General features: G+C 71.2%; 13 protein-coding genes. 8 read left to right on the top strand and 5 right to left on the bottom strand.

What is annotated here, in order from left to right:
- Positions 1 to 98 precede the first annotated feature (98 nt).
- Together JYK02_RS31560 and JYK02_RS31555 are read left to right on the top strand one after the other, a co-directional pair.
- A complete protein-coding gene (locus JYK02_RS31560; RefSeq protein WP_207056574.1) occupies positions 99 to 1757 on the top strand; it encodes an ABC transporter permease in 1659 nt (552 codons plus the stop codon).
- Positions 1757 to 2791: an ABC transporter ATP-binding protein gene (locus JYK02_RS31555; protein ID WP_207056573.1), complete on the top strand. Its 1035-nt coding sequence runs from the start codon at positions 1757 to 1759 to the stop codon at positions 2789 to 2791. Before JYK02_RS31560 ends, JYK02_RS31555 begins: the two co-directional genes overlap by 1 nt.
- A gap of 3 nt (positions 2792 to 2794) precedes the next feature.
- Here the strand turns inward: JYK02_RS31555 and JYK02_RS31550 are convergent, their stop codons facing one another.
- Positions 2795 to 3406 carry a pyridoxamine 5'-phosphate oxidase family protein gene (locus JYK02_RS31550; protein WP_207056572.1) on the bottom strand — a complete coding sequence of 204 codons (612 nt, stop codon included), beginning with the start codon at positions 3404 to 3406 and terminating at the stop codon, positions 2795 to 2797.
- A gap of 119 nt (positions 3407 to 3525) precedes the next feature.
- Between JYK02_RS31550 and JYK02_RS31545 the strand changes: the two genes are divergently transcribed.
- The 5 genes from JYK02_RS31545 to JYK02_RS31530 all read left to right on the top strand — a co-directional run bounded on the left by JYK02_RS31545 (position 3526) and on the right by JYK02_RS31530 (position 6528).
- On the top strand, positions 3526 to 3987 hold the full coding sequence (locus tag JYK02_RS31545; protein WP_207056571.1) for a carboxymuconolactone decarboxylase family protein: 462 nt from the start codon (positions 3526 to 3528) through the stop codon (positions 3985 to 3987).
- A gap of 99 nt (positions 3988 to 4086) precedes the next feature.
- Complete coding sequence (locus JYK02_RS31540) at positions 4087 to 4548, top strand: carboxymuconolactone decarboxylase family protein (RefSeq protein ID WP_207056570.1); 462 nt, start codon at positions 4087 to 4089, stop codon at positions 4546 to 4548.
- 1 nt (position 4549) lies between these two features.
- Positions 4550 to 5413: a sigma-70 family RNA polymerase sigma factor gene (locus JYK02_RS31535; protein WP_207056854.1), complete on the top strand. Its 864-nt coding sequence runs from the start codon at positions 4550 to 4552 to the stop codon at positions 5411 to 5413.
- 23 nt (positions 5414 to 5436) lie between these two features.
- Positions 5437 to 5565 carry a hypothetical protein gene (locus tag JYK02_RS40590; protein WP_277991468.1) on the top strand — a complete coding sequence of 43 codons (129 nt, stop codon included), beginning with the start codon at positions 5437 to 5439 and terminating at the stop codon, positions 5563 to 5565.
- A gap of 24 nt (positions 5566 to 5589) precedes the next feature.
- Positions 5590 to 6528, top strand: coding sequence for a class I SAM-dependent methyltransferase (locus tag JYK02_RS31530; protein ID WP_207056569.1), 939 nt, complete (start codon positions 5590 to 5592; stop codon positions 6526 to 6528).
- 1 nt (position 6529) lies between these two features.
- On the opposite strand, the gene JYK02_RS31525 is transcribed toward JYK02_RS31530, so the two are convergent.
- The 3 genes from JYK02_RS31525 to JYK02_RS31515 form a co-directional block, all read right to left on the bottom strand.
- Positions 6530 to 6979, bottom strand: coding sequence for a hypothetical protein (locus JYK02_RS31525; RefSeq protein WP_207056568.1), 450 nt, complete (start codon positions 6977 to 6979; stop codon positions 6530 to 6532).
- Between the two features lie 68 nt (positions 6980 to 7047).
- Positions 7048 to 7506, bottom strand: coding sequence for a YdeI/OmpD-associated family protein (locus JYK02_RS31520; protein WP_207056567.1), 459 nt, complete (start codon positions 7504 to 7506; stop codon positions 7048 to 7050).
- A 14-nt stretch (positions 7507 to 7520) separates the two neighbouring features.
- Positions 7521 to 8303 (bottom strand): class I SAM-dependent methyltransferase, encoded by a 783-nt coding sequence (locus JYK02_RS31515; protein WP_207056565.1) that lies wholly within the window; start codon positions 8301 to 8303, stop codon positions 7521 to 7523.
- A 160-nt stretch (positions 8304 to 8463) separates the two neighbouring features.
- Between JYK02_RS31515 and JYK02_RS31510 the strand changes: the two genes are divergently transcribed.
- Positions 8464 to 10875 carry an ABC transporter permease gene (locus JYK02_RS31510; RefSeq protein ID WP_207056563.1) on the top strand — a complete coding sequence of 804 codons (2412 nt, stop codon included), beginning with the start codon at positions 8464 to 8466 and terminating at the stop codon, positions 10873 to 10875.
- 3 nt (positions 10876 to 10878) lie between these two features.
- Here the strand turns inward: JYK02_RS31510 and JYK02_RS31505 are convergent, their stop codons facing one another.
- A complete protein-coding gene (locus JYK02_RS31505; protein ID WP_207056561.1) occupies positions 10879 to 12201 on the bottom strand; it encodes a hypothetical protein in 1323 nt (440 codons plus the stop codon).
- Positions 12202 to 12543: the final 342 nt, after the last annotated feature.

Genomic DNA, 12543 nt, shown 5'->3' with positions numbered 1-12543 from the left:
TGGTCCCAACTGGTCCGACTGTTGGACCAGTTCGTGCGCTGCGCCTTGGACGGGGTGGCCCAACTGGGCTCTCTTTTTCTTATCGCTGGGGACGCGCGATGAGAGGCCGGTGGATTGCATTGGCCGCGTGGCTGGTGCCGCTGATGCTCTTCGCGGTGGTGCCGGTCGTGGCGTTGCTCGTCCGGGGCGTGGGGGCGGCGACCGGTGGATTGGGCGCGGTGCTCGCGGCGGAGTCCGGGGCGCTGGTGAACACGCTGGGCATTTCGCTGGGCGCGACAGCTTGGGCGCTGTGCCTGGGTGCTCCTCTGGCGTTCCTCCTGTTCCGCACGGACCTGCCCCTTCGTGGCGCGTTCACCGTGCTGTTCACGCTGCCTTCCGCCATCCCTGCGTTCATCTGGGGCATGGGGTGGCTGTCGCTCGCGAGCCCTCGCGCTGGCTACCTGAACCGCATGCTGGGCTCGGACGTGCTCGACCTTTATGGCGCGGCGGGTATCGCGTTCGTGGAGGGCCTGTCGGGCCTGCCGCTGGTGCTGCTCGCGGGGGCGGCGGCGTTGCGGCGCGTGGATCCCGCGCTCGAAGAAGCAGCCCGTGTGTGTGGTGCTTCGCCGCTTCGCGCCCTCCTGAACACCACGGTGCCCCTGGTGTTGCCCGCGCTGCTGTCGGGCTCGGTGATGGTGTTCCTCATGGCCGCGTCGTCCTTCGGCGTGCCGTACCTGCTGGGGGTCTCCGCATCGCCGCCCACTCGCGTCCTCACCACTCGCATCTATGAGCTGGTGCTGCTGGGCAGCGAGGAGGGCTTGCCTCGTGCGTCGGTGCTTGCGTCGTTCCTCCTGCTGCTCACTCCGCTGGCATTGGGACTGACCTGGGGGCTGGGCCGGACCGGACGGGTTCGCTTGAGCGCGGGCAAGGGCGTGTCTCCGCGTGTGATCTCGCTGGGGGCCTGGCGGTCCTGGGCGCTCATGGGCGTGGGGGCGGTGGGTGGCGTGCTGGTGGTCCTTCCCCTGGCCGCCATCCTGTTGACGTCGCTGCAACGCAGCTTCGGCGCGGCGCTGACGTGGGACACGCTGACGCTGTCGCACTGGTCCGGGGTGCTTTGGGACGCTCGCACCGTGCGGGCCACGGGGCGCAGCGTGTTGCTCGCGGCCGGGGCGGGATTGCTGGTGGTGGGGCTGGGGCTCGCGGGTGCGCTCCTGCGGCGGGCGTTCCGTCGCGGCGGCGCGGGCGTGGAGGCCATGGCGGTGTGGCCCTTCGCGGTGCCGGGGACGGTGCTGGCGCTCGCGCTGCTGGTGGCGTTCTCTCGCGACTGGCGGCTGGTGGTGCTGGACCGCTTCGCGTTCGTGCTGGCCCTGGCGCATACGCCGTGGCTGCTGCTCGTGGGCTACGTGGCGAAGTACCTGGCCCTGGGCGAGCGCAACAGCTCCGAGGCCCTGGCCCAGGTGGATCCCTCCCTCGCGGAAGCCGCGCGCGTCGGCGGCGCGGGGCCCGTGCGGGCGTTCGTGGACGCGACGCTGCCGCTGCTCCGGCCCGCGCTGACGGTGGCCTTCGTGCTGGCGTTCCTCGCGTGCGCCACGGAGATCACCCTGTCCGTGCTGCTGGTGCCCGCGGGCTCCGAGGTGCTGGGCACCTTGCTGTTCGAGTTGCAGAGCTACGCGGACCCGGCCGCCGCGGCCGTGCTCGCGTGCGCGTTCGTGGCGCTGGTGGTGGCGGGTCAGGCCGTGCTGGCGTGGGCCCGACGTCGCGTTCCGGAGGTGCGGTGATGGCGGCCATCGTCCTGGAGGGACTGGTCAAGGCATACGGCGGGACGCCCGTCGTGCGCGGCCTCAGCCTGGAGGTGGGGCAGGGCGAGCTGGTGTCCCTGCTGGGGCCTTCTGGCTGCGGGAAGACGACGACGCTGCGGATGCTCGCGGGGCTGGAGCATCCGGACGCGGGCACCATCCGGCTGGGGAACGACCTCGTCGCCGGGCCCGGCGTGCGCGTTCCACCCGAGAAGCGCGGACTGGGCATGGTGTTCCAGAGCTACGCCATCTGGCCGCACCGCAGCGTGGAGGCGAACGTCGCCTATCCCCTCGTGCTCCGGAAGGTGCCCCGTCACGAGGTCGCCTCGCGCGTGCGCGAAGCCCTGCGTTGGGTGCGCCTGGATGCCTATGCGTCGCGGATGCCGCATGAGCTGTCCGGCGGACAGTTGCAGCGCGTGGCGCTCGCGCGGGCGCTGGTGGCGGGGCCTCGCGTGCTGCTGCTGGATGAACCCCTGTCGAACCTGGACGCGGCCCTGCGCGAGGAGCTACGCGCGGAGATCGCCGCGCTGCGGGCCCGGCTGGGCACGACGCTGGTCTTCGTCACGCACGACCAGGGCGAGGCGCTGGCCCTGTCGGACCGCATCGCCGTGATGAACCGGGGCGTCATCGAACAGGTGGACACGCCGGAGCGGCTGTACCGGCAACCCGCCACGCCGTTCGTCGCGGGCTTCGTCGGCGGCGCCAACGTGCTGCCGGGCGAGGTCCGCGCGGGCGCCTTCCACTGCTCGGGGACGGAGCTCGCCTTCGAGCTGCCCCTCGAAGCGAAGGGCGGATCGGGAACCCTCGTCGTGCGTCCGGAGGATCTGGAGCTGGGGGACACCGGCACGCCGCTGGTGCTCTCCGCGCGGCTGTTCCTCGGACACGCCGCGGAGTACCGCTTCCCGGTGGGTGACGCGTTCCTGCGCGTCATCGGACCGGCGCTGGAGGGCGTGCGCGCCGGTCAGACCCTCCGCGTGCGCGTGCGCAAGGCCACGGTGTTCGACGCGGGCGCTTGAGGCTCAGTACAGCGACGTCTTCAACCGGCCCGGCAGGTCGCGGTCGTACTCACCGCCGTTGATGGAGCCCTGGCTAAGCGCTTCGAGGATGGCGCCGTTGCTGGGCAGCTCCGCTCGCGCGACGTGGCGGGCCGGGTCCCAGAGCCCCGCGCGGATCAGCGAGCGGCTGCACTGGAAGAAGACCGTCTCCACGGTGATGCGCAGGACGGAGCGCGGCAGTTTCCCCTCGAAGGGGAAGCGCTCCAGCATCGACGGCTCGATGACGATGCTCGCCCGGCCGTTGACGCGCAGGGTTTCGTTGACGCCGGGAACGAAGAACAGCAGCGCGACTCGCGGATCCGCCAGGATGTTCCGCAGCGAGTCGATGCGGTTGTTCCCCCGGCGGTCGGGCAGCAGCAACGTGTGCGCGTCCTCGATGACCACGAAGCCGGCGGGGTCCCCCCGAGGTGACGCATCCAGCCCTCCAGGGCCCCCGGTGGCCAGCACCATGAACGGCGAGCGCTCGATGAAGGGCCGGTACGCAGGGTGGAGGTGGTCCACCTCCTTGAGTACGGACGACTGCCCGACCACTCCGTACAGCCGCTCAAGCGTCTCCACATCCGTCACGGTCTGCATCCGGGATGCCTCCTGGCTGGTCATTTTCGCCTTTTAAATGACCATGTCACACGCGGCCCCCGCAGCCTCGTCCTGGGGATGGAAGGGCACTTCGCCCCCCCAAGAACGAGGAGTTTCTAATGAAGGCTCGCATGAATCCTTTCGCGGTCGCGCCGGACGCCCTCAGCCTGATGAAGGATTTCAGCAAGAAGGTGGAGTCCCTGGGGCTGGAGCCGAGCCTCTGCGAGCTGGTCAAGATCCGCTCGTCCCAGATGAACGGCTGCGCCTTCTGCATCCACCTGCACACCCGCGCCGCCCGCGCGCATGGGGAGACGGAGGAGCGCATCTACCTGCTGGACGGCTGGCGTGAGTCGCCGCTCTACACCGGGCGCGAGCGCGCGGCCCTGGGCTGGACCGAGGCCCTGACGCTCGTCTCCGAGACGCACGCGCCCGACGAGGACTACGCCGCGCTCAAGCCGCACTTCACCGAGGAGGAGATCGTGAAGCTGACCCTCCTGATTGGCATGATCAACATCGCGAACCGGATCATCCTCGGCTTCCGGGTCGTGCACCCGGTGACCCCTCGCAGCGAAGCCGCCTGAGCCCCGAATCGCTTTTTAAATGCCCATGTCACACGCGGCACCCGCTGCGTCGTCCTGGGGATGGAAGGGCGCTTCGCCCACCAGAAAGAGGATCCGCACATGAAGACCCGCATGAATGCTTTCGCGGTCGCGCCGGACGCCGTCAACCTCATGATGGATTTCAGCAAGAAGGTGGAGGCCCTGGGGCTGGAGCCCAGCCTTCGCGAGCTGGTCAAGATCCGCTCCTCCCAGCTCAACGGCTGCGCCTTCTGCATCCACATGCACACCCGCGACGCCCGCGCGCATGGGGAGACGGAGGAGCGCATCTACCTGCTGGACGGCTGGCGTGAGTCGCCGCTGTACACCGAGCGTGAGCGGGCGGCCCTGGGCTGGACCGAGGCCCTGACGCTCATCTCCCAGACACACGCCCCGGATGAGGACTACGCTGCGCTCAAGCCGCACTTCACCGAAGAGGAGATCGTGAAGCTGACCCTCATGATTGGTGTCATCAACTCCTGGAACCGGTTCGCCATCGGCTTCCGGTCCATCCACCCGGTGACCGCTCGCAGTGACGCCGCCTGACCTGAACCCCGCGGACGTCTTCGACCCGCTCCGCCCCCGGCTGCTCCGCATCGCGTACCGGATGCTGGGCATCGTCGCGGAGGCGGAGGACGTGGTGCAGGAGGCGTATCTCCGGTGGCACCAGACGGACCGCGCGGCCGTGCGCGACGCCGAGGCCGTGCTCGTCCGCACGGTGACGCGCCTGTGCCTGGACGTCCTGAAGTCCGCGCGCGTCCGGCGCGAGGAGTACGTGGGCACGTGGCTTCCTGAGCCCATCATCGAGACAGTGGAGGGCGACGACTTGACGCTGACCCTGATGATGGCCCTGGAGCGTCTGTCCCCGCTGGAGCGGGCCGCGTTCCTCCTGCACGACGTGTTCGGCATGGACTTCGAGCAGGTGGCGAAGGCCATTGACCGGGACCCCGCCGCGTGCCGGCAGCTGGCCAGCCGGGCGAGGGCCCACGTGCAGGAGGCGCGTCCCCGCTTCCCCGTGACGGAGGCGAAGGGGCACGAGCTGGCCTCGGCGTTCCACGCCGCATCCCGGAGCGGAGACACGCAGTCGCTCCAGGCACTGCTGGCCCAGGACGTCGTCATGTATGCAGACGGCGGCGGCAAGGCGAAGGCGGTCCTCAACCCCATCTATGGCCAGGAGAAGCTGTTGCGCTTCTTCGCGGGGGTGAGCCGTAACGCGGCCGTGAAGTCGGCGCAGCTCGTGCACGAGGGCACCATCGACGGCCTGCCCGCGTACGTCACGCTGGAGGCGGATGGGACGCTGCAGACGACGGCGCTCGCCATCGAGGACGGCCGCATCGTCGCCCTCTACGTCACGCGCAACCCCGACAAGCTGAAGGGCATCCGGCGGGCCGTGGTGGGGGAGGCCTCGTAGCGTAGGCAGTCCGTCACTCACCGGTGCGCGCGGTGGACGCCACGGGGCTCAAGCCGGGCATCGACAAGCGCTATCCGCTGGAGGCGCTGCCTGCCGCCCTGGAACACCTGCGCCGGGGCGCGTTCGGGAAGATCGTGCTGGAGTCCCACTGAAGCCCGCGGGGTAGGGTGCGGCGCATGTCACGCCGCTTCCACGCCGAGCCGTTGATCCTCGTGCTGCGCCACCTGGAGGCGCGGTTGCCCTCAGGGCCCGTGTCCATCGACGTGCCGGATCCGGACCTGGGCCACGGCCGCTATCCCGGGGAGCGCGTGGAGGGGGGACTGGTGCACCGGCCGCTGCGGAGCTGGTGCGACCTGGCGGAGGGACTGTCGTGCCGGCTGCGCACGCCGCGCGCGGTGGACGCAACGCACGTGCGGCTCACGTTCGAGCCGCTGGGGTCGGAGGCGTCGTGGCATGCGGGCGGAGGGACGCGCACGGAGGCGCCGCAGGAGCGCTATGGCGCCGCATCCGACTTCGCGCGCGTGCGGAAGTTCGAGGACGCGGGCTTCCTCGTGCCCTGGCTGGAGGCGGTGGGCCGGCTGTCATTGCCCCCGGGCGCGCGGCTCCTGGACCTGGGGGTGAACCGGGGCGATGAGCTGGCCGCGTTCGCGGAGGTGGAGGGCATCCGCTTCGTCGGGGTGGACCACAGCGCGAGCGCCCTGGCGGAAGCGCGGACGGCGTTCCCGGACGCGCGCCATGCCTTCGTGCAGGCGGACCTGAACGCGCTGCCCTCGGACCTGGGGCGCTTCGACGTGGTGGTGTCGGTGGGCACGTTGCAGAGCCCGGGCGTGGATGACCGCGCGCTCCTGCGCAAGCTGGTGCAGGAGCACCTGGAGCCCAAGGCCTCGCTGGTGCTGGGCTTCCCCAACTCACGCTTCCGCGACGGAGAGGTCGTGTACGGCGCGCGCGTGCGCAACCTGCGTGAGCCGGACCTGTCGCTCCTGGTGAAGGACCTGTCCTTCTACCGCCGCTACCTGCACCAGCACGGCTTCCGCACGTTCCTGGGCGGCAAGTACGACCTGCTGCTTACGGCGGTGAGAGGTCAGGCGTTCGGCTCGGCGGACGAAGACGCCTGAATCAGGATTGCGTGTCGCGCAGTGAGAGGAGGTTGGCCGTGACAGGCACCACCAGCAGGCTGGCCATCCAGACATAGAAGCCGATTTCGGTCCCCTGCACGTCGGCGTTGTAGGAGCGCGTGCTGATGATCGAAGACGCCCCGAGGACGCAGGCCGTGGCCCCCCACCAGAACGCCTTCCGGTCCGCCCTCAGCGCGAGCATGACGATCGCCACGGCCAGCAGGGGATTGGCGAACCAACCGAAGTTCCCGGAGACCACGGCCGTGGGGCCGATGAGCAGCAGGAACGCTCCATTCACCGACGAGTCACCCCCATGGTGCGGGGTGCGCGTGATCAGCGCGGGCATGAAACAGGCGATCACGAACAGCCCGATGGACACGCCACAGGCGATGAGGCGTGCGCTCGAATCGTCGACGTTGCGGACAGGGCGAGCCGGGATGCGAGAGGCCATGGGCTGAAGGCTACTCCACCCCTGGGACGGGCAGCCTGGGGCTCCAGCAGACACTGTCCGTACCCGGTCTACTTCGCCACCTTGGCGCGCAGCTTCTCCAGCGTCTGCGCGAGGCGGCGCGCGCGGGTCTCCTCCTTCTTCGCCTCGGTGAGCGCCTGGACGAACTCCTTGCGGTGCGTGAACGCGAGCTTCGTGAACACGTCCCGCAGCGCGGGCTCCGCGTCCAGCGCACGCTGGAGGTCCTCCGGCACTTCAATCTCGCGAGGCGCCGTGTCGCGCTCCAGCGTGATGCTCAGCAGCGCGCCGTCCTCGACGCCCGCGGCCTCGCGCACCTTCTGGGTGAAGCCCAGGTAGGTGATGCCGCCGTACACCATCAACCGGCTCCGGAAGGGATGCCCGTTGACGGTGCCGACCACGGGAGGCCGCGCTTCACCGTAGGCCTCGCGGCTGTCGAACGGACAGCGCACGAACCGGCCTCCCACGTCGTTGGCCACTTCGAGCTTCGCCTTGAACTTGTGAGAGGCCATGTGCGTGTCTGCCTCTACGGCTTGACGAACTTGAACGCGAAGCGGTCGCTCGTGCCCCGGCGCTCGCCCGCGGCTCCCGGGCTGGAGTTCCAGTCGCGCGTGTCCTCGGGGTTGCGCCAGGTGTTGGCCTCCTCCTGGAACTTGAAGCCCGCGGCCTGCACCTCGTCGCGCACCAACTGCTCGTCGATGCGGTGCAGCGTCTGGCCTTCCGTGATGCCCGTGCCCGGCTTCCCGCTGGAGTCGAGGATGACGTAGACGCCGCCCGGCTTGAGCGCCTGGAACACCGCCGCGTTCATCTTCGCCCGGTCCACGCCCAGCCAGCCGGTGTCGTGGTAGATGATGTGGCTCACCACCGCGTCCAGCGTGCCGTTGAGCTCGGGCGGGAAGGGCGCGTCCAGCTCACGGTCCAGGCGCACCACGTTCTGGTTCACCGGCCGCGCCAGCCGCTCCTGCCACGGCTTCTCCGCGAAGCGCTCCAGCACGACCTTGGGGTTCTCGCCGTACACCTTGCCCGTGGGCCCCACCGCGCGAGCCAGCAGCTCCGTGGTGTAGCCGCCGCCCGCCATCAGCTCCGCCACCTGCATGCCGGGCTTCACGCCCACGAACTCGAGCAGGGCCGCGGGGTGCCGGCCCGCGTCCAGCTTGCGGTCCGCCTCCGTGCGGTCCGGCGCGTCCACCAGCGCCTGCGCCGGCACGGACGCCGCCTGGGCCTGGGGGGAGGACGCCGGAGCCGTGGGCGTCGAGTGGGAACAGCCCGCGAGGGCAAGGAACGAAGCCGCCATCAGTGCATTGCGCATGGGCCCTCCATATCGCCGGGGCCCGCGCCTGCCTTCCGAAAAACGGCCGCTGTCCGCTTGCGGGACGCCGTGTGCCACGAGCGAACACCCGCTCCGCCTTCCTCCGACCCCGGCCCGGCGAAGACCCGTGGCGCTAGAGTTGCAGCCCCGGACCCACCCCATGTCCCAGCTCCTCCAAGACGTCCGCCTGTCGCTGCGCCGGATGCGCCGCGAGCCCGTGTTCACCGGGGTGGTCGTGGCCACGCTCGCGCTCGCCATCGGCGCCACCACCGCGGTCTTCAGCCTCGTGTACCAGGTGCTGCTCAAGCCCCTGCCGTACCCCGAGCCCCAGGAGCTGCTGCGCCTGTACCAGTCGACGCCGCAGCGCGAGCGGGGCGGGGTGGCGTACTCGTACCTCCAGGCGTGGCGCGAGCGCTCGGACGCGTTCCAGGGCATCGAGGGCGTGACCGCCGTGGACTACACGCTGACCGGTCCGGGCGCGGCGCAGCGGGTGCGGGCGGGGCTGGCCACTCCGGGCCTGTTGCCCCTGCTGGGCGTGCGGCCCGAGCGCGGCCAGGCCTTCGGTCCCGAGTCCCAGGTGCCCGGGCGCGACCGGGGCGTGCTCCTGTCCCATGCCTTCTGGTGGCGCCACTTCGCGGGACGCGCGGACGTGGTGGGGCAGACGGTGACGCTCGATGGCACCCCGCACGTCGTCCAGGGCGTGCTGCCCGCGTCGTTCCGCTTCTGGCCAGGCGTGGAGCTGTGGATGCCGCTGGCCCCCGCGACCGCCGCACCGGGGCAGGTTCCGGAGGAACTCTACGTGCGCGGCGTGGGCCGGCTGCGGCCGGGCGTTCCGCTGGAGCGCGCCCGTGCGGAGCTGGAGGAGCGCTCGCGCGCCTGGGCCGCGACGGTGGGTGGAGGTGAAGCGGTGCCCGGAGTGCGCCTGGTGCCGCTGCATGAACAGGTGGTGGAGACGTCCCGCGAGCAGCTGTGGCTGCTGGCCGGAGTGATGGTGCTGGTGCTGTGCGTGGCGTGCGCCAACGTGGCGAACCTGCTGCTCGCGCGAGCCAGTGCCCGGGAGCGGGAGGTGGCCGTGCGCGCGGCGCTGGGCGCGGACCGGGGCCGGCTGGTGCGGCAGTTCCTGGTGGAGAGCGCGGTGCTGGCGGTGCTGGGCGGCGCGGTGGGGCTGCTCCTGGCGCTGTGGGGCATGGACCTGCTGCGCGTGTTCGTGCCCGGTGAGGTGGTGTCACCCGAGGAGATCCGGCTGGAGCCGCACGTGCTCGCCATCGCGGCGGGGCTGTCGCTGACCACGAGCATCCTCTTCGGTCTGGTGCCCGCGTTGCGCGCTTCCCGCGCGGAGGCGAAGGGCGCGCTCGGAGGCCTTCGCGGAGGAAGGGGCGCGACGGGGCCGGTGCGGGCGCGGGCGGTGCTGGTGGTGGCGCAGGTCGCGCTGGCGCTCGTGCCGCTGGTGGGCGCGGGGCTGATGCTGCGCACGCTCCACGCACTGCACTCCGTAGCACCTGGCTTTGAGCCGCACGGTGTCAGCGCGATGGATCTGTCGTTCCCTCGCGAGGCGTATGGAGAGGACGACACGCGACGGCGGCTGGTGAGCGCGGAGCTGCTGGCGCGCGTGCGGGCGCTGCCGTCGGTGCAGTCGGCGGGACTGGCCAGCACGTTGCCGCTGTGGAATCGCAACGGTTTCAGCGCGGTGCTGCTGCCCGGTGAGACGGAGCGCGAGGCCGATGCGCGCGAGCCCGTCAACTTCCGCGCGGTGAGCGATGGCTACTTCGCCACGCTGCGCATCCCACTGAAGGAAGGCCGTGACGTGCGCGCCTCGGACGGCGCGGGGAGCGCGCCAGTGATGGTGGTCAATGAAGCCTTCGTGAAGCGCTTTCTTCCGAAGGGTCCCTCCCTGGGACAGCGCGCCCGGCTGACGCTCGACGGCGAGCCGTTCCGGGAGGTGGTGGGCGTGGTGGGAGACGTGCACCACGCGAGCCTCGCGGAGGAGCCGCGCGCGGAGGTGTACCTGCCCATGGATCAGTTCGAGGGCCTGCACATGGTCATCGCCGTGCGCGCCACCCGGAGCGCACAGGCGCTGGTGCCCGCGCTGCGTGAACAGCTTCGCGCGGTGGATCCGGGCCTGCCGCTCATGCAGGTGCGCGACCTGGAGGACGTGGTGTCGGAGAGCCTGGGGCGTACGCAGGTGATGGGCGGCCTGCTCACGGCCATGGCCGTGCTCGCGCTGACGCTGGCGGGCGTGGGGCTGTACGGCGTGCTGGCGTACACGGTGAGCCAGCGCACGCGCGAGCTGGGCATCCGCATGGCGCTGGGCGCGACGGATCGGCAGGTGCTGTGGCTGGTGGTGGGGCAGGGACTCCGGCTGGCCGCGGTGGGCGTCGGAGTGGGGCTGGTGGGCGCGGCGGTGCTCGCGCGCGGGCTCGCGGGGATGCTCTACGGCGTGGGAACGCTGGACGCCCTGACGTTCGGAGGCGTGCCCCTGCTGTTGGGAGTGGTGGCGCTCGTGGCCAGTTGGCTGCCCGCTCGCCGCGCGCTGCGCGTGACGCCCGCCATCGCGCTGCGCGCCGACGAATAAGGCCTACGCGACCTCGTGCGCGGCCCGGGCCCAGCGCACGCCCTTCAACCCCAGGCCGCGCGCCTCCGCCTCCATCAGCGAGCCGTACTGCTCCTCCACCCACTGGCGGAAATAGGCGTCCGGCGCCGCGAGCACCAGGTGTCCGTCCTCCAGGCCCACCGCGCGGGCCTTGCCCAGCCAGGACAGCGCATACCGCTTGCCCTGGGCGCGCACGCCGTCCAGACAGGCGCTCCAGACGCGATTTGCTTCCGTGGACGCCGCCTCCGACGTGACGGGGAGGCCGGACTCCGCAGTGTCCGTCTCCGGTCCGTCCTCCAGCTGCGGGACGTAGCGCGTCCACACGCGCGGCGAGCAGAACGCGACCACGGTCCCGGGGGGCTGGCGGGCACGGCCCCAGTCGGACTGGAGGTAGCCCTGGCAGGCCGCATGGAGCCGGGCTTCGTCGCCGTCCACGGCGCGCAGCGCCTGGGCGTACCACTCCGTCCAGCCGGTGGGCGGCTTCTCCCGGGGAACGCCCCGGAAGGCCCGCGTTCTGGCGTCCTGGAAGGATTCGAAGAAGGCCGTGGCGCGCGCGGTCAGCGTGGGGCCGGGCAGGGGACGGACCGCGTCCGGGGACGGCGCGGGGGCGTCCTCGCGGGGCGGGGTGGCCGGGACCAGGTGCGTGCCGGGGAGGGAGAGCTGGATGGGATCCTGCTCCGCGTCCGGGGTGGGTGCGTCCTCGACCGGGAGCAGCGCCACGGGGGCCAGATGGGCCGGGAGCGTGGCGGCGGTGTCCCGGTGGGTTTCCAGTTCATCCAGGCCGGCAGCAGCAGATGAAGATCTCTTTTTCTCCTTCTCCCTTCTGTTTCTGGGCGAGGACGTCCCGGACGTGTCCCGAGGACGTCCGGCGGACACGTCGATGCCCCTGGCGGCCGCCCGTTCCCGTCGCTTGCGCTCGGCCTCCTTCTTCCGTTTGTCGAGCACTCCGACGTAGCGGTCGCACAGGGTGAGGCGCACGCCGTCCTCTTCACGGATCAGGAGGCGGGCGCGGAGCAGGGCGGACCAGAAGGCGCCGGGGGTGCCCGTCCAGCGGACGGCGGACTCCAGCGCTTCAATCCAGACGGCTTCGTCCGCGGACGCGTCCCACGCCTGTCCGCCGGACGCATCCGCGGACGGTCCGAAGGACACGAAGCGGCCTTCGGGCAGGGCCTGCACGGCCCAGATCTGCAGCTCCACCATGGCGCCCAGGAACGCGCGGCGCTCCATGCCCAGCGAACGCGCGGCGCCGATCACCGCGAGGCTCATGGGGAAGCCCACGTCCACCTGCACCCAGTCCAGACCCGCCACGTCCACGCCTCCCAGCCGGACGCGGTGAAGCGTCCGGCCCTGTGTCCTGGTGCCCGTTACGGGCGCACGTCGCCGCCCGATGCCGTGGGTCGTCTCCCGGTCCGCTGATCCCGCGTTGATCGCACGGAGCCGGCAGCAAGCCGGGCTCTCCACGAGCGCAGGATGTGGGATGGGGGCGGGGGATGATCCAAGGCATCGGCGATCTGTGTCGTCGGGCCCGAACCGTCTACCCCCCGGGTTCTCCAGCGGACGTCCCACGAAGGACGCTACAGGGCGCTACAGCGGAAAAAGGCCGCCGCTCCACAGAAGCGGAGCGGCGGCCCGGAGGGCTACAGGGATGAT

This window comes from Corallococcus macrosporus, from assembly GCF_017302985.1.
Lineage (GTDB): Bacteria > Myxococcota > Myxococcia > Myxococcales > Myxococcaceae > Corallococcus > Corallococcus macrosporus_A.
The sequence above is the reverse complement of the archived record's forward strand: the minus strand, read 5'-3'. Positions and strand labels throughout refer to the sequence as shown.

Excerpts from the sequence above, each read along its gene's own strand:
- JYK02_RS31560 (WP_207056574.1), top strand. The coding sequence starts at position 99 with ATGAGAGGCCGGTGGATTGCATTGGCCGCGTGGCTGGTGCCGCTGATG.
- JYK02_RS31555 (WP_207056573.1), top strand. The coding sequence starts at position 1,757 with ATGGCGGCCATCGTCCTGGAGGGACTGGTCAAGGCATACGGCGGGACG.
- JYK02_RS31550 (WP_207056572.1), bottom strand. The coding sequence starts at position 3,406 with ATGCAGACCGTGACGGATGTGGAGACGCTTGAGCGGCTGTACGGAGTG.
- JYK02_RS31545 (WP_207056571.1), top strand. The coding sequence starts at position 3,526 with ATGAAGGCTCGCATGAATCCTTTCGCGGTCGCGCCGGACGCCCTCAGC.
- JYK02_RS31540 (WP_207056570.1), top strand. The coding sequence starts at position 4,087 with ATGAAGACCCGCATGAATGCTTTCGCGGTCGCGCCGGACGCCGTCAAC.
- JYK02_RS31530 (WP_207056569.1), top strand. The coding sequence starts at position 5,590 with ATGTCACGCCGCTTCCACGCCGAGCCGTTGATCCTCGTGCTGCGCCAC.
- JYK02_RS31525 (WP_207056568.1), bottom strand. The coding sequence starts at position 6,979 with ATGGCCTCTCGCATCCCGGCTCGCCCTGTCCGCAACGTCGACGATTCG.
- JYK02_RS31520 (WP_207056567.1), bottom strand. The coding sequence starts at position 7,506 with ATGGCCTCTCACAAGTTCAAGGCGAAGCTCGAAGTGGCCAACGACGTG.
- JYK02_RS31515 (WP_207056565.1), bottom strand. The coding sequence starts at position 8,303 with ATGCGCAATGCACTGATGGCGGCTTCGTTCCTTGCCCTCGCGGGCTGT.
- JYK02_RS31510 (WP_207056563.1), top strand. The coding sequence starts at position 8,464 with ATGTCCCAGCTCCTCCAAGACGTCCGCCTGTCGCTGCGCCGGATGCGC.